We start from the raw sequence: 18,843 nt of genomic DNA, 5'->3' as shown, positions 1-18,843 counted from the left end.
TGGAAGTCAACGCGAGCCCAGCCGTTCTGTCGCGCCCGCCGAAGCAAGCACCGCGTTGGCCGTGGCGACATCGTCCGCATCCCGCTCGGGGGGAGCCTTCGTACCTTCCCGGGCCTGACGGCAGAGACGGACGAGGTAGGGGAAGTGGTCCGATCCGAACGCGTCGAGGCGCTCGACCGACACCGCGGCGAACCCGCCTTCGTGGAACACGTGGTCGAGGGGCCAGCGCATCCACCATGCGTTTGCGTTCCAGGTCGCGACGTAGCCGTAGCCCTGCCGTGGGTCGATCAAACCGGACAGTCGCGCCATGCGCTCGACCGCGATCTCCCAGGGCGTGGCATTGAGGTCGCCGGCGAGGATGCCGGGCTCGACTCGCGTCCGCAGAACGTCCGCCGCCGCGTAGAGCTGGGCATCCCGCCCGCGTGCGGATTGCCAGGCTTGCGGAGGTTTGGGATGAATGCCGACGAAGTCGACGGTCTCGCCGGTGCGCAGGGTGACGCCGGTGACGATGGCCGGGGTGTCCTGACCCGCGAGGTACCGGATGCTCCCGTTTACCAGCGGCAGCCGGGAGTACAGGTGGATGCCGTAGTACGATCCCGTGATCCGCTGGAGGGCATGGGGCATCGCCGCGAGAACGGGCTTCAGGGCCTCGTCCCACCAGGCGTCGGTCTCCATCGCGAGGAACAGGTCCGGCTCGACCCGTGCGATGAACTCGACCAGGGGGGCGGCCTTTCGGGCCCCGAGCTGGACGTTGGCGACCATCACGGAAAGTCGGCGCTCGGCGGGACAGGCCTCGACGCTGGAGCCCCGGGTCGGCAAGTACGGGCGAAGCACCCACGCATCGACGGTGAGGGCGACCGCCACGAGGGCCAGCGTCGACGTTGTTGATCTCGGGGATTCCCGGAGAAAGAACAGGAGGCCGAGGCCGACCGTGAGCAATCCCAGGGCGAAAAGCAGCCGCGGGAAGTCGAGCAGGCGCACCCACCACCACTCGGTGGGCACCAGCGGGATCAGGCTCGCGGCCGAGAGCACCACTGCGAGGACGAGGAGCGCGTAGCGGACGAGAGATCTCACGGGCGGTCCGGATCGGGTCGGTCAATCTCGTGCCGCGGCACCCCATCCAAGCCGTCGTCGCGCCCGGAGAGCGACTTGAGCACGCTGATCGAGCCATCGGTCTCCAGCACGACCGCCGCGGCCTGGGAGAGGTCATCCAGCCCTTCCGAGCGCAGGGCGGAGAGGACGTCGTCGCGGGTCAGGCGCTGCCGGCGCATCGCGCCCTCGACCAGATGCCCCTTGTGCGCGAGGAGGGTCGGCTCGGCCTTGACCAGCGACCGGACCCGGGCGGAGCGCACGCTCGACCACGTGATCGCGTATTGCAGTCCGATGAGGGTCGCGAGGGCAAGGACGCCCTCCAGGAGTGCGACCGACTTCGTCAGGACGATGGACGACAACGTCGAGCCGAGTGCGACCGTGACCACGAGGTCGAAGGCGTTCAGTTTCGTCAGGGTGCGCTTGCCCGAGATCCTGAGGAACAGGATCAGGGCGACGTACGCCAGGGGGGCGACGACCACGACCCTGAGCAGGCCGGACCAGCTATCGAAGAACATCGCGGAAGTCCTTGTCGCGACACCCGCCGATGGGTGGCGGGTGTCTGGGCCATCGGTCCATCGAGCCGAGGCTTGTCATCCTGCCCGGCTGGCGCGCGCCTCAGCGCATGTACTTCGGGAGGTGCTGGATCGGGTTGGTTCGACCGCCCTGTCCCTTGCCCTGGACCGAGCCTTCGGACTGCATGACGTCCGTCGAGGACTGAATCGCGCTCGGCGGCGCGACCCCGCCGGTGCCCTGGTGGCGCGCGGCGTCCGATCCCTTCGTGGTCGACGTTCCCGATGGGAGCGTACCGGGCGTGGGTTGGTCGATGGAGCTGCCTACGGACTGCGCCGAGGCTGGCCCCGCGAGGGCGAGGCCGACGATGACGGCAAGGGCGCCGGCGAGGCGCAAGGCGGAGCGGCCCCTTGCAGGGTCGGTTAGGTCCAAGCGGTGCATCGGCGTGGTTCCGGTCGGACGCCTGGGCGTCGGGATTGTCGAACCGAAGCGTTGCCCGCCGACTTTGGTTCCGGCCCGAGACGCTCACGCCGACATGGCGGATCGCTTCCATGGCCACCCCACCTCCGCTGGCGGAGATAGGGGGGCCTTCTTCCGGGTTACTTCGGCATCAGCACGCTGTCGATGACGTGCACGACGCCGTTGGACTGGTTGACGTCGGCCTGCTCGACGATGGCGCCGCCGCCCTTCTGGTCGATCAGCGACAGCCGGTTGCCGTCCATCTTCACCGTCAGGACCTGGCCCTCGACCGTCTTCAGGTTGGCGTCGGCGCCGCCCATCTTCGCCTTGGCCATCAACTCCTTCGCGTCGAGCTTGCCCGGGACGACGTGATAGGTGAGCACGCCCGTCAGGGTCTTCTTCATCTCGGGCTTAAGGAGGGAGTCCACAGTCCCGGCCGGCAGCTTCTTGAAGGCGTCATTGGTCGGGGCGAAGACCGTGAACGGACCCTTGCCGCTCAGGGTGTCGGCAAGGCCCGCGGCCTTCACGGCGGCGACGAGGGTCGTGAGGTTGCTGGCCTTGGATGCGTTCTCGACGATGGTCTTGTCGGCCATCATCGGCGCGCCGCCGACCATGGGGGAGGTCTCGGCGAGGGCGGGAGCGGCCACGGTCAGGCCGACGGCGAGGAGGGCGGCGTTCACGGTCGAGCGCATCATGAAAAATCCTATAGGTGAGATGAAGCTTCGGGAACCGAGGCTCATGCCACCGATACGCGTCGACTTATCCGTAAGTTTCAAAAGACGGATCACGATAAATTCATGAATCCTAAGGCGCGGCTTCAGGTCATCTCCGTGATATATGGTGTTCATTTTAAAAAATGCGCTGTGATGACGCCCTTGATATCAGGATCATTCTTCCTAAGGGACCATCTGAAGGCTTAGCGGCCTAGACTATCTTATGCTTTACGCCAATCGATTGACATGAACGTTTCCTGAACAGGCGCGTTGAACCTGCGAGCCGATTGACCGCGCGTCGGTCAATCGCCGTCCAGGCCTCGCGGGCATTCCCGTCCGTTCAGGCCTCCTTCCAGGAGATCCCCTTGTCACATCGCGCCCTCGCCGCCGCCCTCGCGCTTACCTGCCTGTCGCTGCCCGCCATGGCCCAAACCACTCCGGCCCCAACTGCGCCCACTCGCGGCACCGCGATGCCAGCGTCCTCCGACATGGGGATGAAGATGGCCGACACGGCGACGGTGAAGCTGAAGTTCATGACCGTGAAGTCGGCCGACGTGATGTCGTCCAAGCTCGTTGGCACCACCGTCTACAACAACAAGAAGGAGACGGTGGGCGAGGTCGAGGATCTCGTGATCGAGAACGGCAAGACCCTCACCGGCGTCGTCGTCAGCGTCGGCGGCTTCCTGGGTCTCGGCGAAAGCTACGTCGTGCTTGACCCGTCCTCGCTCGCTATCAGCAACAAGGACGGCAAATGGATGGTCCACGCCGACACCGACAAGGACACTCTGAAGAACGCGCCGAAGTTCGAGTATTCCAAGAAGAAGATGTGATCCCCGCAGACAAAGGAGACATGATCATGAAGCACACCATTCTCGCCTCAGCGCTCCTGGCTGGCCTCGGCCTCTGCGCCTTCAGCCTGCCCTCAGCCGCCCTGCCTATGAACGCCACCGGCGTCACGGCATCGGATGGCGGCGATCTCGTGCAGGTCCGCATGACCCGACGCGAGATGCGCCGCCATCGCATGATGCGGCATCACCGTATGCGGCAGGGCTCGGCCAGCCGCGGCAACGCCAGCATGCCTTCGCGCGGGGCTAGCGGGCAGCAATACGGCGGGACGTCCGGCGGCCCGCGTCGCTGACATCGTCGTACTCGGTCCGCGAGGTCGGTTGATCCTCGCGCAAAGCCTTTTGAGACGCCGCCGGATGGCACGCCCGCCACCGGCGGCTTTCCCACGACCCAAGGGTTCCCATGATCTTCTCGGAAGCGCTCGGGCGCCTCGAAGGGCTCGGTCGTTCGGCCGCGGCCCTGCTGCCGGGGCTCGCCGTCGCCCTCCTGCTGTTCGGCCTGGGCCTGCTCGTCGCGCGTGGGGTCCGTGCCGCCGTGCGGCGAGCCGCCGAGTTGCGGCAGGCCTCGCCCGGGTCCGCCTCGGTGCTCGGGCGCATCGCGGGCGGCATGACCATCCTGGTCTCGTTCCTGGTGGCGGCCTCGGTTGCCTTCCCCTCCGTTTCCGCCGCCGACCTGTTCAACCTCCTCGGCATCGGTGGCGTCGCCATCGGCTTCGCCTTCCGCGACGTGCTCCAGAATCTGCTGGCCGGCATCCTCATCCTGCTGACCCGCCCCTTCGTCATCGGCGACCAGATCCGGGCCGGTTCGCACGAGGGCACGGTCGAGGACGTCTGGGTGCGGGCGACGGTGCTGCGCACCTACGACAACCAACGCGTTCTGATCCCGAACGCCACGCTGTTCGTCGACAAGATCACCGTCATCACCGCGCACGACAAGCGCCGGCTCGCCTTCCCGCTCACCATCGGCAACGGGGACGACATGAAGGAGGCGCGCCTCGTCATCGTCGAGGCCCTGCGCAAGACCGAAGGGGTCCTGGCCGACCCAGCCCCGGAGGCGCTGGTCACGGGCCTCGGGGCCGCCGGTGTCGACATGACGGCGCGGTTCTGGATCGACCCGCCCCGGCGGCGCGACGCGGTCGACGCCCTCGACCACGCCATCTCGAACGTCAAGGACGCGCTCACCGCAGCCGGCATCGACCTGCCTTACCCCACGAGCCAGGTTCTCCTGCACGACCAGACCGAGGCGACGGACGGCGACCGCACGAGCCAGCGCGAGGGCTGGCCCGCCGGTAAAAACCCGCCGCGCGCGCGTTGGCATGTGCTGCGCGAAGATCGTGACGACGTCCAACGCAAGGACCCCGAAGACCGGGGTTCGGAAGGAAAGGGCGAGCCGGCATGAGGGCACGTTTTCGAGCCTGGATCGAATCCCTTGGCGATCAGTTCTGGCTTCGGCCCGCGCTGATCGTGCTCGGTTGCATCGGCCTCGCCCAGCTTGGGATCTGGCTGGAGACGGCCCATGTGGCCGGGTACGACGCCTCCTCGCCGGACCAGAACTGGGGCTATTCCGGCGGCGCCGAGGGCGCCCGGGCGCTCCTGAGCGCGGTGGCCTCCTCGACCATCGGGGTCGCCGGCACGACCTTCTCCATCACCATCGCGGCCCTGACGCTGGCCTCCGGGCAGATGGGCCCGAGGCTGCTGCGCAACTTCACCCGCGACGCCCGTAACCAGATCGTCCTAGGCATCTTCCTCGGCACCTTCGCCTACGCGCTTATGGTCCTGCGCACCGTGCGCACGGTGCAGGAGAGCCCCTTCGTCCCGCACCTCGCGATCACGGGGGCCATGCTCCTGGCGCTCCTCTCCCTCGCGACCCTGGTCTGGTTCGTCCACCACATCGCGGCCAGCATCAATGTCGAGACGGTGGTTGATGCAGTCCATCGCGACCTCTGCGCCGCAGTGGCGGCGCGGACCTGCGACGCGGCCGGCATGACGCTCCCGGCCCGACTACCCACTGGCTGCGGGGTCTCCATAGACGCCAACGGCTACCTTCAGGCCGTGGACGAGGGCGGGCTGGCCGACTGGGCGCAGGGGCATGGTGCGACCGTCGTCCTGCGGGTTCGCCCCGGCGATTACGTGCCGAGCGGGTTTCCCGTCGCGTTCCTCTCCGCCGGGATCGAGGATGCGGAGGCGGCACTCAGGCGTTCGCTGACCTTCGGCCGTCGCCCGGCCGCCCTGCAGGACCTCGAATACTCGATCCGGCAACTGGTCGAGGTCGCGGTCCGGGCGCTTTCGCCCGGTATAAACGATCCCTTCACGGCCGGCAGCGTCGTCGACCATCTCGGCGATGCCCTGTGCCGGGTCGCATCATGCCATCTGCCCACCGGTGCCGTCGTCCGAGACGGCCGGGTGGTGCTCGTCCTTCCCGTGACCGATTACGACGGCCTGTGCGATGCCATGTTCCACATGATCCGCCAGAACGCCGCCGGATCGGTGCATGTCCTCGTCCGGCTGCTCGACGTGCTCACCCGTGTCGCCGAGGTGGAGCGCCTCAAGGACCGGACCGCCGAACTCGTACGTCACGCGGACCTCGTGATCGCCGCTGCTCGGCGCGACGTCGCAGATCCCAACGACCTCGCCGACCTCGAAGAGCGTCACCGCCACTTCCACGCCGTTGCGGCCCCGTTCTCCCCGGCATCCGTTTAGGAACAGGCACGGTCTCGGCCCAGCGTCGGCTGCACAACGTCGGATTATCTGAGCGCCAAGCCGGTATGCGACCAGAAGACGTAGTAGGCGGCGATCATCAGCGCCGCATAGGCGGGTGCCAGCAGTGCCCCCAGCTTGAGCAGGTCCGTTGAGGTCCAGGCCGGTCGCTCCTCGCTCTGGAAGATCAGCAGCGCCTTCGAGGAGACCGGCAGGGTGAGGCAGTAATCCATGCCCGCATTCGCCAGGAAGGCGACCGCGACCGGGCTGAGGCCGAGCTTGTTCGCCAGGAGTAGCAGGGGCGGCAGCAGCGCCACCACCCGTGCGGTGTGGGACACCATGTAGAGGTGCGCCGTCAGGCTGAGCGCCGTCAATCCGAGTAGGATCGGGAGGGTCGGGCTGTCGGCCCCAAGGCCGCTCGCTGAGAGCGCGGAGCCGATCAGCCATTTCGCGGCTCCCGTCGAGATCAGGGCGCGGCCGAGCACGAGGGAGGCCGCGATGAACAGGACGAGCGACCAGTTCACGGCCTTCACACCGTCCTCCCAGTCGAGGACGCCGATGACAGGCATCGTCAGGATCACCGCGCCGACGACCGCCACGGTGGCGATGCCGAAGGGATGATAGCCCTCCGTCAGCCACAGACCCAGCATGGCGAGTACCACCGCCCCGGCCCGCCACTCCTTGGCGGACAAGGGGCCTGACGACGCCTCGATCTCCGCGACCTGCCGGGCCCGGGTCTCGGCGTCGAGGAAGAGGTGGCCGATCAGGAAGGTCGTGATCAGGCAGGCGGCAGCGCCGAAGGGCAGTCCCCAGAGCATCCATTGCCCGAAGCCGATGGTTCGGTCCGAGAGCCGCTCCAGCAGGTCGACGGTGACGAGGTGCGAGCCGGCGCCGGTGAGGCTGCAGATTGTCGAGAGTACGATGAGGGCCGGGATCAGCAGTCCGATGGCCTTGGCGAGCCGCGGGTCGTCGTCGGCCTCTGTCAAGCTGCGATGCAGCGGCAGGAGCACCGTGGCCCGCCCGGAGGTGGAGGGAATCAGGAAGGCGAGTGGGACGATGCCTAGGGTCAGGCGCCACATCAGCCCGCCGACGCTGGTCCCGCGCCCGGCGATCAGGGCGGTGAGCCGGCCTGCGAGTCCACTCTTTTCCACCGCCGCGCCGAGCACGAAGGTGCCGATGACGAGCCAGACCACCTTGGAGCCGAGGCCCTCGATCAGCGCGCGCTGCTCGACGGCCCGGACCGCGACCAGGAATACGGCCGCGGCGACGGCAACATAAGCGGCGCTGAGCCCAGTTAGGATCCACAGGATGGCGGCCCCGCCGAAGGCCAGCATGGACGCCCGCGCGGGCCAGTCCAAGGCCTCCGGAAGAAATACGACGAAGGCCAGGGCCGCAAGGAGTCCGGTGGCCGAGAGTGTCCGCGCGCTCATCAGAGGCATGGCGGGCAGACCCGCGCCGGGACACGCGTCGGTGGGACCGCCGTTAGATCAGGGCGATGTGCAACCTCGGACGCGGCACGCCCAGTTTCATGGCCCCCCCTGGGGCTCGGGTATGCCAACATGTCATGAAGAGTCATTGGCGGTTCGGGTCCTTGGCCGCCAGGGTCTTCGATGACGAGGGGCAAACACGGGAAGGGCCCGCCTCGGCAGTGCTCGGCGGGCCCGGTGGGGGGGTCGATCAGACGGCGTGCCTTAGCAGTTGTCGTCCTTGCCAAGGCCCTGGTTCGCGCCGGCGTTGTTCATGGCGCCGACCGTGCCCGGCGAGGCCGGCTGTTGACCGCCGGCGAGGTTCTTGCTCGACGTGCCCACGCCGTTGCCCTGGTCGTTCTTCGCCTCGGTGCCCGGCTTCTCGCCGACCATCTGGTTGGTGCCGACGTTGTTCATGGCGCCGACCGTACCCGGCGAAGCCGGCTGGGGGCCGCCGGCCAGGTTCTTGCTGGACTTGTCGACGTCCGAGCTCTTCGGGTTCACGTGGTCCGGCGTTGGGTCCTTGGAACGCGTGGCGCCCGTGTTGCAGGGGGCTGCGAGGGCTGGCACGGCCAGGGCGAGGGTGGCCACGGCGGCGAGAGCAATAGTTCTCATAAGCGTTTCCTCAAGGTTTTTATCTTATCGTCGACAAGACGTAGGGCCGCCCCAGGTTCCTGGGCGAAACCTCCGCCACCGAGGACGTGAACGCGGTGCCCACCGCATCAAATTGCTTCTCTAACGTAGTCGACGACGGCATGACGACGCCGATGCGTGCCCCCTACCGGAGGGTGAGCGCGTCCAGCCAACCGTGGGAGGCGGCGTAGCGGATGATCTCGGCACGCGACCGCAATCCGAGCTTCTCGGCGGCCCGGGCCTTATAGGTCTCGACCGACTTCACGCTGACCTCGAAGCGTCGCGCGATCTCCTTGTTGCTGAGCCCCTGCGCGATCAGGCGCAGCGTCTCCGTCTCTCGCGGGCTAAGCGACTCGCCGGTCTCGGCCGGCTTGGGCCCCGCCGCCGCCGCGGAGTTGTCCCCCAGGGCATGACCAGCGACGGACGGGTCCAGGTAGACCCCGCCCGTCGCGACCGCATGGACCGCCCGCAGGAGGTCCTCGGCCGCCGAGCGCTTCAGGAGGTAACCCCGGGCGCCGGCCTTCAGCAGCGGCTGGACGTAAGCGGCATCCTCGTGGACCGTGAGCACAAGGACCCGGGTCCCGGGGCACTCACCCGTGAGGCGCTCCGTCAGTTCGAGGCCGTTGAGGCCGGGCATCGAGACGTCGATGACGGCGACGTCAGGCGCCACGGAGCGGATCAACGGCAGCGCCTCCCCGCCGTTCGTGGCCTCGCCGACCACCTCCACCCAGGGATCGGCGTTCAGCAGCGCCCGGATGCCGGCGAGGACGACGGGATGGTCGTCGGCGAGGACGACCCGGATCAGGTCCGTGGGGAGGTCATTCATGCGTCAGGCAACCTGCGGAACCGGAATGGTGATGAACAACGTCGTGCCGACGCCCGGTGACGATTCCAGCGTCAGCGTCCCGCCGAGGAGGGACAGGCGCTCGCGGATGCCGGACAGGCCAAGGCGTGGGTTAGCCGGCGACCCGTCCGCAGGGGGGCAGGAAACAGCCTCGGGATCGAAGCCCACCCCGTCGTCCTCGACGATCACCCGCATCTCCTCCGGGCGGTGGTCGACCGATACGCTGACGGTGGCGGGCCGCGCGTGCTTCAGGACGTTGGTGAGGGCCTCCTGCACGATCCGGTAGACGGCGCTCTCGGTGGCCGGGGGAACCCGGCCGGGCTCGCCGAGGAACTCCAGGTCCGCGCGGACGCCATGGCGCTGCCCCCACTCGCGCAACAGGGTGGCGAGGGCCTCGCGTAAGCCGAGGTCGTCGAGGGCCGTCGGTCTGAGGTCGACGGCGGCGCGGTGGATGTCGCGTCCGATCTCGCCGGCCAGCGCCTGCAGCCACTGGACCTGGCGCTCGGCCTCCGGTGACATACCCCGCGCTTCGAGGAGCCGTTCCAGCCCCTTCAGGCCGAGCGAGAGGCCGGTCACGGTCTGGCCGACCTGGTCGTGCAGCTCGCGCGCGATCCGGCGCTGCTCGTTCTCCTGCGCCTCGCCGAGGCGTCGAAGGAGTTCGAGGCGCTCGGCCTCGGCCCGCTTGCGCGGCTCGATGTCGGAGACCACGCCGTAAACCAGGCCGGCGGCGCCGCCGTGCAGTCGGGGCGCCCGGCCGGTAAGGCGCACCCAGCGCGGCTCGGGGTTCGAACCGACGACGCGGAATTCGACGTCGAGGGTCGCCCCGTCCGCCAGGCTCCAGCGCAGGTCGTCAGCGAGGCGGGCGCGGTCGTCCGGGTGGATCGCCTCGGTCACAGCGCCGGCCGCGGCCTCAGTCTCGCCCTCCTGCACGACGGTGGTCGTCCAGCCCAGAAGATGGGCCGCGCGCGGCGAGCCGGTCACCGTTTGCCGGATCGTGTCCCATCGCAGCGTGCCGAGCTCCGCCGCCTCGGCCGCCACGGCGCCCTGCTCCTCGCTCGACCTGAGCGCCAGGGCGAACCGGGCCCGCTCGCCCGCCCGCCGTTGGGCCATGTCGCGGCCCACCAGGCCGACCAGCGCCAGGGCGAAGCCGATGCTGAGGACGCTGCCGCCGGCCAGGACGAGGTATGAGCGCAGGACGGGGGCATTCAGCGTCGCGGCCGGCATCCCGAAATGCACCGACCAACCCCCGGTCTCCTTCAGCGTGCGGTAGACGACCTCGACGTTCGAGCCTTCCAGGGTCGAACCCGTGTAGAAGCCGTTCGGCGCGCGCCGGATCGCGGCCTGCAGGGCGGCGTCGGCCGGTTGGCCGAGCTCCTCGGCCTCGGCACGGGTTCGGGCGATGGTGTTGCCTTCAGCATCGACGACGGTCCCGACCCAGCCCTCCGGAGCGCTGGCGTCACGCAGGATCGAGCTGACCGCGTCGTTGGCGAGCCCGACCGAGAGGACGTAACGCAGTTGCCCGTCGCGGACGACCGGGACCCGCAAGGCAACGAGGCGTTTGCCCGAGACCGCGCCGACGGGACCGATGCCCCCGACCACGGGACGACGGGTGCGCACGACAGCTTCGAAGCTCCGGCGGTCGGCGGTGGGTCCGAGCTCGTCGTCGAGAGAGCGTAGCAGGTTGACGATCTGGCGCCCGTCCGGTTCGGCGAGCTCGACGGTCTCCCAGAGGGGGCGCGCTTCCTTGAGCCGCTCGGCCTCGGCGTAGAAGGCGGCGAGATCCGGCTTGTCGAGGGTGGCGGACGCGGCCTCAGCTTCGAGGATGGCGACCTGCCCGGCGATGTCGGATGCAACGCGTTCGGCGACCCGCGTCGCACTGGCCACGGCCGCGCCGCGGGTCAGGTCGCGCTGCTGCTGGGCCATGAGGGTAGCGACCCAGCCGCTGAGCAACATCACGGGGATGGCCGCCGCGACCGCGAGCGCGACGAAGGTCCGACGGTTGCCGCGGTCCAGCCGGGGCTGGCCGGTAAGGCCGGGGGAGGCTCCACCCGGGGTATTCATGCGACAGGCATTCGAACCGTTCCCTTGCCTCGGATGCTTCCGGGCGTACGGTCCCGCGGTCCTTAGCGCATTGCCTCCCGGTCTCCGAGTTCGGTGCCGGGATCCCTACGCGGAAGCTGACGCCAGACCCGGTGTCCCGCCGACGTCCCGTGCCATCGCCGCGGCCTTCGAGGCGATGGCCGGGTGTGACACCCTCGTGCCCGGCTCCCAGGCCGATCCGTCAAAACCCTCGAACCAAGCCCGACGCTCGCGGGAATCGGCGGGATAGGGACAGGCATCTCTCGGCCGACCGGTGGTGCGGGCCCTGGCTCCCTGCCGGATGACTTCCATGATCATCGGTACTCACCCTTTCGCTGTTCCGAGGCGTCCTCGGCACACCCGAGTAGCGCCCGGATCGCAGCGACCGACAAGCTTTTCCGCCCGCTCCTGCCGGTCTTACCGACGCGTGTCAGGGCAATCCCTACAAGCGGCGCGACCGAAGACACTTGACCGTGCCGTGTGCGCCGCGCCGCGTCCCCGATTAGTCGGGAGTTGGGTGAGGGAGCCGGCGTGATGGCCCCCCGGCCGTGCGTCTCAGTAGCCGCAGCCGAGGTAAGGACGGCCGTACCCGTAACGGACCGGGGCGTAGCCATACCCTGAGCCGTAACCGTACGGACGGCCGTAGCCGGCGCCGTAATAGGCCGGCCGGACGGCCGCTGCGGCAAGGCCGAGGCCGAGACCCGCCGCGAGGCCGAACCCGCGATAGCCGCGCCGGTAGCCGTAGCGTCCGTAGTGTCGCCTGTAGCCGTAACGGGCATGGCGGAAGCCGATCCCGCGATAGCCCCCAAACCCGCGGCGGTGCGACCGGAAGCCGATGCCGCGGTAGCCGTGGTGTCCCCGGAAGCCGCCGAAGCCGTGATGCCCGCCGAAGCCGCCGTGATGCCCGTGGAAGCCGTGTCCGCGCCCGAAGGGACGCGCTTCGCTCGACGGGGCGAACAGGACGAGGCTCGATACAGCCGCAAGGGCGAATGCGATGCGTTTCATGGGTCTGCTCCGAGAGGGCCATGCGTGACGGAGGAGAGGCTGGTCCGACGTTTCGATCCGGGGTCACCTCTCCGGCTCGGAGGACCATCTGTGTCGCCGAAGGCGGCCGTTCAGTCAGAGAAGCCCGCAGTCTTGTCGGGATAAACCTGACGGCCCCTGGGACGCCCTGCCGACGCGGCTTGCAAACGTTTCGGCGCCATACGAAGTCAAAACCGTGGTTCCAGGCGTCCGGGTCGTACTACGGCGACGGTCGGGTCCGGAGCTTCCTCGGTCAAGCCGACAAGGAGCACCATGAAGGAAGCGATGGGTCGAACGGCACGACTGGTCCGCACGCTCCGGCGGCGGCCTGCAGCCTCGCCACCGGTCGATGGCGTCGGCGGAACGGCGGCGTCGAATGAAGCGTCCGTCGAGGACTGGGCCCGATACGGCGGAGGGCTTTTGGCGGCCGACGTTGCCCCGGGCCAAGTCCGCGCCCGGTCGTCGGGCCATGTGCTGCCGACCTGAGCCGGGCCCGAACCCCGAAAGGCCCTTGCACCAGGCTCCCTGGGCCTGCCGCAGTTGGCGAGGCTGGCCGCGGAAGCTCCCGGGACCGGCCAACGACAACGGCGTCGATTCCTTGGCGAGCCGCTTCCATGCGGTCGGCCTCGCCACATTCGGATACTTCGTCGTGCTCTGCCTATCCTTCGCCTACGCATCCTGACCGAGGATCGGTCGATCTCAATTCCCTCATGCCTTCGAGGCCTGCCTTGCCACGTGTCACGACCCGTAGACGACCCTGGAAGCAACTCGCGTTCGCCAGTCACCTCGGCGGGGAGCCGCGCACGTCCGACATCGTCATGGGCGTGCTTGGCATCGCGCTCCTCGCCGGCTTCTGCCTGATCATGGCCGCCAACGTCGTCGACGGCCTCACCGGGGTCACGGGCTGAGGTATCCCCGTTAAGACGAAGCGTCGGTTAGGGGCAGGCGTGGCGCGCGCCGTCGTTGCCGAGGTAGGTGCCGCTCGATGCGTCGTAGGACCGGAATCGGCGCGCGCAGGCCGCCACGGCCTCGGCGCCCGGCGCGCCCTGCGAACCTTGCGCCTGTGAGTTGGCGATGGCCCCGCCGATGATGGCTCCGGCGGCGAGGCCCGCCACGCCGGCCCCCACCGCGGCGCCGACCCCTGGCCCCCGACGGTACCCGTAGCCCCGGCCGTAACCACGGCGGTACCCGTATCCACGACGGAAGCCGTGGTGCCGATGCCCGAAGCGCCGGTACTGGACGTAGCTGGTCGGCAGGGCGCCGGCAGTGAGCGCCTCGACCGGCCAGCCCAAGGGACCGGCCGATGCCGGCTGGCCGAGCAGGCATGCGGCAACCGCGGCGGCGAGGGTGAGGGAAAGCTTCATGGCGACGGCTCCTGAACTTTGGGCGATGCCGGTTGGGGCTCGGGGGCCGCAGACATCGCGGTTCGGTCAGCGGACGGTCTCGGGACGCTGTCCGCATCGCTCGTGAGAAGAATGAACACTCGCCGCCCAAGGCCGTTCCGGTCGATGGGGCCGGACACATCGCTTGACCTTCCCACGGTTGGAAGTCCGATCCTGCCGATTGTGGGCCGAACGCGCTTCAAGGGAAGCCCATGCCCGGCTCTCGCGTTGTCAGGGTATTGGCGTTCCTAAAACTCAATTTTCCCAAGGAGGGATTCCGCGATGCTGGACACTGTCCGCAGAGCCGTCGTCCATCGCATGGTGATGGAGAAGCACGTCTGCCCCTACGGCCTGAAGACAAAGGACCTGCTCGAACGGGAGGGCTTCCAGGTCGAGGACCACTGGCTCACGACGCGTGAGGAGACCGACCGCTTCAAGGCCGAGCACGGCGTCAAGACGACGCCTCAGACCTTCATCGAAGGCGAGCGCATCGGCGGCTACGACGACCTTCGCCGCCATCTCGGCAAGTCCGTAGCCGATCCAAAGGCCACGAGTTACATGCCCGTGGTCGCGGTGTTCGCCATGACCGCCCTGATGGCGCTGGCGGCCAGCCACGCGGCTTTCAGCACGCCGCTGACGATACGGGCCGCCGAGTGGTTCATCGCCTTCAGCATGTGCGTGCTCGCCATCCTCAAGCTGCAGGACGTCGAGAGCTTCTCGTCGATGTTCCTCGGCTACGACCTTCTGGCCAGGCGCTGGGTGCGCTACGCCTACGCCTACCCGTTCTGCGAGGCGCTGGCCGGTATCCTGATGATCGCCGGAGCCCTGAACTGGCTTTCGATCCCCGTCGCCCTGTTCATCGGCACGGTCGGCGCCGTGTCGGTGTTCAAGGCGGTCTACGTCGACAAGCGCGAGATCAAGTGCGCCTGTGTCGGCGGCTCGGCCAACGTGCCGCTGGGCTTCGTCTCGCTGACCGAAAACTTGATGATGATCGGCATGGCCGTCTGGATGCTGGTTCGGTCCTGACCGTCATCGGGGTCAGGTGGCAACCCGGAAGAGCTTGCCGGTCAGATCCCCCTGACGCCCTGGCACCCTCACGGCGGCGTCTTTCGTGACTTTGTCCGGGAAGCGGACAGCTCGCCGGAGGCGCCGGGAATTGTGCTCGGGAAGTCTCCGCCCCTCTCAGTACGTTCCTTCGTCAGGGATATTGAGGGTCGTGCCGCAGGCCTTGCAGTGGACCGCGTCCGGCTCGTGCCGCTGCAGCCCGCACGTCGGGCAGGGAAAGCGTACCTTGTGGGGCCGGAAAAGCACCTGGGCGAGGCGCAGGAAGAGCGTCACCCCGCAGATCATCACAACCACCGAGATCAGGCGCCCGCCCGTACCGTTGAGCGTGACGTCGCCGTAGCCTGTCGTCGTCAGCGAGGTGACCGTAAAATAGAGCGCGTCGACGTAGTTGCCGATGGCCGGGTTCCGCCCGTGCTGCGTCGCGTAGACGATGCCCGTCATCACGAAGACGAACACCGCGAGGTTCACCGCAGCGACGATGACCTCCTCGTTGCGGCGAAAGAACGAGAAATCCGAGCGCAGGCGGTCGAGGACCTGATAGGTGCGCAGGAAGCGCAGCGTGCGAAAGATGCGCAGGAAGCCAGCGCCCTCGCCGACGATGGGCGCCAGGAACGAGGCGATTGCCGCGACGTCGGCCCAGGTCGTCGGTCGCAGGAACTCGCGGGTCGGCTTCGGGCAGATGGCGAGGCGTGAGAGAAAGTCGGCGGTGACCGCGATCCCGATCAGCACGTCGACGCCCTCGACGAGCGGCTCGCGCGGCATGAACGAGGATACGACGATGAACAGCAAGGTTGCGAGGTCGAAGGCGAGCAGGGCGTAGCGGAACCGGTACGCCCGGTCGTCGTCGCCCTCGTAGAGTTCCCTCAGCGTTCCCTTCAGTCCGGCCATGGTTCTCAGCATTCCCCCGACGCCCGACGTTCCGCGGGCCCGAACGTTCCCAGCTCGGTCCGTATGCGGACGCCTGTTCGTCGGCAGATGATTTGGGACAGTCTGCGGTTTTCAGGAGCGGAGGCTCTGGTCCATCCGGGGTGAGAGGTTAGGCAAGCTGCCCCTCGTGGCGCAATCGGCCGATGCTCCATGACCTCCACGATAGGCTACCTAATGGCATCTTCTGATCGAAAGCAGCCGGACCGCATTCCACCCGACCTGGCCGTACAACGGTCCGGCGGTTCTCGACCCGACCCGGTAGTTCAAGCTCGCAGCGCCCACCTCCGGAAGCGGCCTTAAACCTTGGCCTGAGATTCGACGCAAACCGACCGAGAGCAGAATTGGCACTTTCTGGAAGATCGACCCGGCATGGCAAACCCGGCTGACGGTGGCACATCGGTGGCGGCAGAAAGGTGGGCCCCTTGCGCCTGTGCCTAGAAGGCCGACCGCGCGAAAAGGTAGATGACGGCTACCGTCAGGACCAGGGAAACGAGCTTCCAGAACAGCACCGGATCGCGCTCCAGAAGGGCAGCCCGTCGTATGCCGGGCAGCGATAGGTTTGGATGGCGCAGATCGTGGACGAAAGCGGAGAGAACGTCGTAGCGCTGGGCGGGATTGGGATGCACCGCCTTGCGCAGGGCCGCATCGACATAGGCGGGCAGGCCGGTGCGTGCTGCGGCGATGGAAACGTAATGCAGGCGGTGCGCGCGCGCCTCGCTGAAGGCCCGCGCGGCTTGTGCGCCATAGGGCAGGCGGCCGGTGAGCATCTGATAGGTGATCACGCCCACCGAGAAGATGTCCGCGGCAGGCGTGGCGGGACGCCCCGCGAGGCATTCCGGTGCGGTATACTGCACCGTTCCCAGCACCGAGTCGTCGATGGTCGGATCGTCTTCTGCGAGCCCGGCGATCCGGGTGGAGCCGAAGTCGATGATCCGCACGGTGCCCACGGCATCGATCAGGATGTTGTGAGGGCGCAGGTCCCGGTGCACCATCTCGCGCCGGTGGAAGGCGCGCAGGCCCGCTGTGATCTGCTCGACCAAGCGCCGTACCTCCTCCAGCCCCGGCTCCGGGTTGTCTCTCAGCCATTGCGCAAGGGTCCGGCCTTCGACGTAGTCCATCACCGTGTAGAGGTGGCTGCGCCGCCGCGTCCGGGGCGGGGCGCTCAGCACGTGCGGGCTGTCGATGCGCCGAGCGACCCACTCCTCCATCATCAGCCGCTGCAGGCCGGCCGGGTCGGTGTGCAGGTCCGTCGAAGGCACCTTGAGGGCAACCGTGCGCTCGGTCTCCCCGTCGATCGCCAGGTAAACGTGGCTACGGTGGCTCGCGTGCAACGTGCGCAGCACGCGGTAGCCATCGAAGGTGGTCGGCGGGTCGAGGATCGGCGCCGGGGGCATGTCATCGATCCGGCCCAACAGCTCGGCCGGCTCACCGTCGGGGAGGGCATCGACGCGCACGATCTGGACGGTGAGGTTGTCGGCGCTGCCGTTCTCGTAGGCACGCCGGACGATCTCCCGGGAAGCCCGGTCGAGATCGTCGCCGTGTTGGGCAATCTCCGCGACGATCGCCTCGGGCCGCACATGTTCGTGCACGCCGTCCGTCGTCAGGACGAAGATGTCGCTGACCTCGATGGCGACAGTGCGGTGGTCGATCTCGACATGCGCGGCAGCGCCAAGCGCGCGACCGAGATAGGATTCCTCGGCGGAGAAGACGACGCGGTGGTCCTCGGTGAGCGCTTCGAGCGAGCGCCTGACCACTCGGGAAACGCGAGCATCGCCCACGTGGAAGATGTGAGCAGTGCGTGATCTCAAGACGAGCGCACTGAAGGTGGTGACGTAGCCGCGATCTCGAAAACCCTCGTGATCGTGCAGGTGCCGATTGCGTCGGGTCTCGGCATGGAGCCACGCATTCGTCGCGGCGATGACCCGGCTCGCCGCCGTCTTCACCGACCACGTGTCGGGGGTGTCGAAATAGTCGGACAGGAAGCTCCTGACCGCCATCTCGCTCGCGACGTGACTGACGGCGCTGCTGCCGATCCCGTCCGCGATGGCGATTGCACTTCCCTTGAGCACCAGCGCGGCGCGTTCGGGAACGAGTGCACCGTGGAAATCCTGGTTGGTATCTTTGCGACCGCGCTCGCTGTGCTGGCCGAGGGAGAGCGTCAAGGTCAGAGGCATCGGTATATCTCGGGGGTCGGGCCCTATGCCCCGCGGCGTGGGGCCCGACCGGTCGAGCCGGCGATCAGGCCGCGAGGCGGCGCTCCGCCTGGACGACATTCCGCTTAGGGGCCGTCCGGACGTGGGTGGTGTAGAGGGTCAGGCCGGTGAAGGCGAGGCCGCCAACTAGGTTGCCGAGCACGGTCGGTATCTCGTTCCAGAAGAAATAATCGCCGATTGAGAACTGGCCGCCCATGAGAAGGCCGAATGGGAACAGGAACATGTTCACCACGGAATGCTCGAAGGTCATGTAGAAGAACACCATGATCGGCATCCACATGGCAATCACCTTGCCGCTCACGGTGGTCGAAATCATCGCGCCGACGACGCCGGTGGAGACCATCCAGTTGCACAGCATGCCGCGGATGAAGATCGTGAACCAGCCGCCGACGCCGTGCGCGGCATAGCCGACGGTGCGCCGCTCACCGATATGGGCGATGAACTCGCCGACCTTGTCGGCCGGCGCGGTGAAGCCGAACGTGAACACGAACCCCATCATGAAGGCCACGGTCAGCGCGCCGAGGAAGTTGCCGACGAAGACGAGGCCCCAGTTGCGCAGCACGCCGCCCCAGGTCACGCCGGGCCGGCGGTCCAGGAGGGCCAGGGGCGCCAGGACGAACACGCCCGTAAGAAGGTCGAAGCCTAGCAGGTAGAGCATGCAGAAGCCGACCGGGAACAGTGCGGCGCCGAGAATCGGGATGCCGGTCTGCTGCGTGATGGTGACCGCGAAGACCGCGGCGAGCGCCAGGATTGCGCCCGCCATGTAGCCGCGGATGAGGGTGTCGCGGGTGGACATAAAGATCTTGGATTCTCCTGCATCCACCATTTTGGTGACGAACTCAGCAGGTGCGAGATAGGCCATATCGGGTCCTCTTCGGATCGGGGCTTCTGCAAA

At 67.9% G+C, this 18,843-nt stretch carries 20 protein-coding genes; 6 read left to right on the top strand and 14 right to left on the bottom strand.

All coding sequences use genetic code 11. The features are described 5' to 3' along the window. Window positions 1–6: 6 nt before the first annotated feature. The 4 genes from AC0IXR_RS18810 to AC0IXR_RS18795 all read right to left on the bottom strand — a co-directional run bounded on the left by AC0IXR_RS18810 (window position 7) and on the right by AC0IXR_RS18795 (window position 2,753). Entirely contained in the window at window positions 7–1,074 is a 1,068-nt protein-coding gene (locus AC0IXR_RS18810; protein WP_471761780.1) for an endonuclease/exonuclease/phosphatase family protein, read from the bottom strand. After that, the gene (locus AC0IXR_RS18805; protein ID WP_471761779.1) at window positions 1,071–1,607 is read right to left on the bottom strand and encodes a DUF421 domain-containing protein; all 537 of its coding nucleotides are present in this window, start codon (window positions 1,605–1,607) and stop codon (window positions 1,071–1,073) included. Before AC0IXR_RS18805 ends, AC0IXR_RS18810 begins: the two co-directional genes overlap by 4 nt. A gap of 100 nt (window positions 1,608–1,707) precedes the next feature. After that, the gene (locus AC0IXR_RS18800; RefSeq protein ID WP_471761778.1) at window positions 1,708–2,043 is read right to left on the bottom strand and encodes a hypothetical protein; all 336 of its coding nucleotides are present in this window, start codon (window positions 2,041–2,043) and stop codon (window positions 1,708–1,710) included. Between the two features lie 158 nt (window positions 2,044–2,201). Continuing rightward, the gene (locus AC0IXR_RS18795) at window positions 2,202–2,753 is read right to left on the bottom strand and encodes a fasciclin domain-containing protein (protein ID WP_471761819.1); all 552 of its coding nucleotides are present in this window, start codon (window positions 2,751–2,753) and stop codon (window positions 2,202–2,204) included. Window positions 2,754–3,139: 386 nt separating this feature from the next. Here AC0IXR_RS18795 and AC0IXR_RS18790 point away from each other — a divergent pair, with 386 nt between their 5' ends. The 4 genes from AC0IXR_RS18790 (at window position 3,140) to AC0IXR_RS18775 (ending at window position 6,319) form a co-directional block, all read left to right on the top strand. Further along, window positions 3,140–3,604 carry a PRC-barrel domain-containing protein gene (locus tag AC0IXR_RS18790; RefSeq protein WP_471761776.1) on the top strand — a complete coding sequence of 155 codons (465 nt, stop codon included), beginning with the start codon at window positions 3,140–3,142 and terminating at the stop codon, window positions 3,602–3,604. A 26-nt stretch (window positions 3,605–3,630) separates the two neighbouring features. Continuing rightward, window positions 3,631–3,912 carry a hypothetical protein gene (locus tag AC0IXR_RS18785; protein WP_471761774.1) on the top strand — a complete coding sequence of 94 codons (282 nt, stop codon included), beginning with the start codon at window positions 3,631–3,633 and terminating at the stop codon, window positions 3,910–3,912. A 110-nt stretch (window positions 3,913–4,022) separates the two neighbouring features. Continuing rightward, window positions 4,023–5,018 carry a mechanosensitive ion channel family protein gene (locus AC0IXR_RS18780; RefSeq protein WP_471761773.1) on the top strand — a complete coding sequence of 332 codons (996 nt, stop codon included), beginning with the start codon at window positions 4,023–4,025 and terminating at the stop codon, window positions 5,016–5,018. Then, the gene (locus AC0IXR_RS18775; protein ID WP_471761772.1) at window positions 5,015–6,319 is read left to right on the top strand and encodes a DUF2254 domain-containing protein; all 1,305 of its coding nucleotides are present in this window, start codon (window positions 5,015–5,017) and stop codon (window positions 6,317–6,319) included. The genes AC0IXR_RS18780 and AC0IXR_RS18775 overlap by 4 nt, the downstream gene beginning before the upstream one ends. Before the next feature lie 44 nt (window positions 6,320–6,363). On the opposite strand, the gene AC0IXR_RS18770 is transcribed toward AC0IXR_RS18775, so the two are convergent. From AC0IXR_RS18770 to AC0IXR_RS18745, 6 genes are all read right to left on the bottom strand, one after another. After that, complete coding sequence (locus AC0IXR_RS18770) at window positions 6,364–7,755, bottom strand: SLC13 family permease (protein ID WP_471761771.1); 1,392 nt, start codon at window positions 7,753–7,755, stop codon at window positions 6,364–6,366. A gap of 252 nt (window positions 7,756–8,007) precedes the next feature. Continuing rightward, complete coding sequence (locus AC0IXR_RS18765; protein WP_471761770.1) at window positions 8,008–8,397, bottom strand: exopolysaccharide production protein YjbE; 390 nt, start codon at window positions 8,395–8,397, stop codon at window positions 8,008–8,010. Between the two features lie 163 nt (window positions 8,398–8,560). Next, entirely contained in the window at window positions 8,561–9,241 is a 681-nt protein-coding gene (locus AC0IXR_RS18760) for a response regulator transcription factor (RefSeq protein ID WP_311276097.1), read from the bottom strand. Between the two features lie 3 nt (window positions 9,242–9,244). After that, on the bottom strand, window positions 9,245–11,320 hold the full coding sequence (locus AC0IXR_RS18755) for a sensor histidine kinase (RefSeq protein WP_471761769.1): 2,076 nt from the start codon (window positions 11,318–11,320) through the stop codon (window positions 9,245–9,247). A 105-nt stretch (window positions 11,321–11,425) separates the two neighbouring features. Further along, on the bottom strand, window positions 11,426–11,650 hold the full coding sequence (locus tag AC0IXR_RS18750) for a ribosome modulation factor (protein WP_471761818.1): 225 nt from the start codon (window positions 11,648–11,650) through the stop codon (window positions 11,426–11,428). A gap of 243 nt (window positions 11,651–11,893) precedes the next feature. Next, window positions 11,894–12,343: a hypothetical protein gene (locus AC0IXR_RS18745; RefSeq protein WP_471761768.1), complete on the bottom strand. Its 450-nt coding sequence runs from the start codon at window positions 12,341–12,343 to the stop codon at window positions 11,894–11,896. A 746-nt stretch (window positions 12,344–13,089) separates the two neighbouring features. On the opposite strand from AC0IXR_RS18745, the gene AC0IXR_RS18740 reads away from it, so the two are divergent. After that, a complete protein-coding gene (locus AC0IXR_RS18740; protein ID WP_471761767.1) occupies window positions 13,090–13,269 on the top strand; it encodes a hypothetical protein in 180 nt (59 codons plus the stop codon). Window positions 13,270–13,296: 27 nt separating this feature from the next. On the opposite strand, the gene AC0IXR_RS18735 is transcribed toward AC0IXR_RS18740, so the two are convergent. Next, complete coding sequence (locus AC0IXR_RS18735; protein ID WP_311276102.1) at window positions 13,297–13,725, bottom strand: BA14K family protein; 429 nt, start codon at window positions 13,723–13,725, stop codon at window positions 13,297–13,299. Between the two features lie 300 nt (window positions 13,726–14,025). Here AC0IXR_RS18735 and AC0IXR_RS18730 point away from each other — a divergent pair, with 300 nt between their 5' ends. Continuing rightward, entirely contained in the window at window positions 14,026–14,769 is a 744-nt protein-coding gene (locus AC0IXR_RS18730) for a glutaredoxin family protein (protein ID WP_311276103.1), read from the top strand. Window positions 14,770–14,925: 156 nt separating this feature from the next. On the opposite strand, the gene AC0IXR_RS18725 is transcribed toward AC0IXR_RS18730, so the two are convergent. The 3 genes from AC0IXR_RS18725 to AC0IXR_RS18715 form a co-directional block, all read right to left on the bottom strand. Then, window positions 14,926–15,696, bottom strand: coding sequence for a potassium channel family protein (locus AC0IXR_RS18725; RefSeq protein ID WP_311276104.1), 771 nt, complete (start codon window positions 15,694–15,696; stop codon window positions 14,926–14,928). Window positions 15,697–16,169: 473 nt separating this feature from the next. Further along, entirely contained in the window at window positions 16,170–17,909 is a 1,740-nt protein-coding gene (locus AC0IXR_RS18720; protein ID WP_471761766.1) for a protein kinase domain-containing protein, read from the bottom strand. 64 nt (window positions 17,910–17,973) lie between these two features. Beyond that, complete coding sequence (locus tag AC0IXR_RS18715) at window positions 17,974–18,810, bottom strand: formate/nitrite transporter family protein (protein WP_471761817.1); 837 nt, start codon at window positions 18,808–18,810, stop codon at window positions 17,974–17,976. Between the last annotated feature and the right edge of the window lie 33 nt (window positions 18,811–18,843).

This window comes from Methylobacterium sp. AC832 (assembly GCF_979256025.1).
Note: the sequence above shows the minus strand (reverse complement) of the source record. Positions and strands in the feature narration are given on the sequence as shown.

What these genes read in the sequence shown, in the direction of transcription:
- AC0IXR_RS18745 (WP_471761768.1), bottom strand. Translation starts at nt 12,343, where the DNA reads ATGAAACGCATCGCATTCGCCCTTGCGGCTGTATCGAGCCTCGTCCTG.
- AC0IXR_RS18725 (WP_311276104.1), bottom strand. Translation starts at nt 15,696, where the DNA reads ATGGCCGGACTGAAGGGAACGCTGAGGGAACTCTACGAGGGCGACGAC.
- AC0IXR_RS18720 (WP_471761766.1), bottom strand. Translation starts at nt 17,909, where the DNA reads ATGCCTCTGACCTTGACGCTCTCCCTCGGCCAGCACAGCGAGCGCGGT.
- AC0IXR_RS18780 (WP_471761773.1), top strand. Translation starts at nt 4,023, where the DNA reads ATGATCTTCTCGGAAGCGCTCGGGCGCCTCGAAGGGCTCGGTCGTTCG.
- AC0IXR_RS18750 (WP_471761818.1), bottom strand. Translation starts at nt 11,650, where the DNA reads ATGGAAGTCATCCGGCAGGGAGCCAGGGCCCGCACCACCGGTCGGCCG.
- AC0IXR_RS18730 (WP_311276103.1), top strand. Translation starts at nt 14,026, where the DNA reads ATGCTGGACACTGTCCGCAGAGCCGTCGTCCATCGCATGGTGATGGAG.
- AC0IXR_RS18805 (WP_471761779.1), bottom strand. Translation starts at nt 1,607, where the DNA reads ATGTTCTTCGATAGCTGGTCCGGCCTGCTCAGGGTCGTGGTCGTCGCC.
- AC0IXR_RS18770 (WP_471761771.1), bottom strand. Translation starts at nt 7,755, where the DNA reads ATGCCTCTGATGAGCGCGCGGACACTCTCGGCCACCGGACTCCTTGCG.
- AC0IXR_RS18775 (WP_471761772.1), top strand. Translation starts at nt 5,015, where the DNA reads ATGAGGGCACGTTTTCGAGCCTGGATCGAATCCCTTGGCGATCAGTTC.
- AC0IXR_RS18760 (WP_311276097.1), bottom strand. Translation starts at nt 9,241, where the DNA reads ATGAATGACCTCCCCACGGACCTGATCCGGGTCGTCCTCGCCGACGAC.
- AC0IXR_RS18755 (WP_471761769.1), bottom strand. Translation starts at nt 11,320, where the DNA reads ATGAATACCCCGGGTGGAGCCTCCCCCGGCCTTACCGGCCAGCCCCGG.
- AC0IXR_RS18800 (WP_471761778.1), bottom strand. Translation starts at nt 2,043, where the DNA reads ATGCACCGCTTGGACCTAACCGACCCTGCAAGGGGCCGCTCCGCCTTG.
- AC0IXR_RS18715 (WP_471761817.1), bottom strand. Translation starts at nt 18,810, where the DNA reads ATGGCCTATCTCGCACCTGCTGAGTTCGTCACCAAAATGGTGGATGCA.
- AC0IXR_RS18785 (WP_471761774.1), top strand. Translation starts at nt 3,631, where the DNA reads ATGAAGCACACCATTCTCGCCTCAGCGCTCCTGGCTGGCCTCGGCCTC.
- AC0IXR_RS18795 (WP_471761819.1), bottom strand. Translation starts at nt 2,753, where the DNA reads ATGCGCTCGACCGTGAACGCCGCCCTCCTCGCCGTCGGCCTGACCGTG.
- AC0IXR_RS18765 (WP_471761770.1), bottom strand. Translation starts at nt 8,397, where the DNA reads ATGAGAACTATTGCTCTCGCCGCCGTGGCCACCCTCGCCCTGGCCGTG.
- AC0IXR_RS18735 (WP_311276102.1), bottom strand. Translation starts at nt 13,725, where the DNA reads ATGAAGCTTTCCCTCACCCTCGCCGCCGCGGTTGCCGCATGCCTGCTC.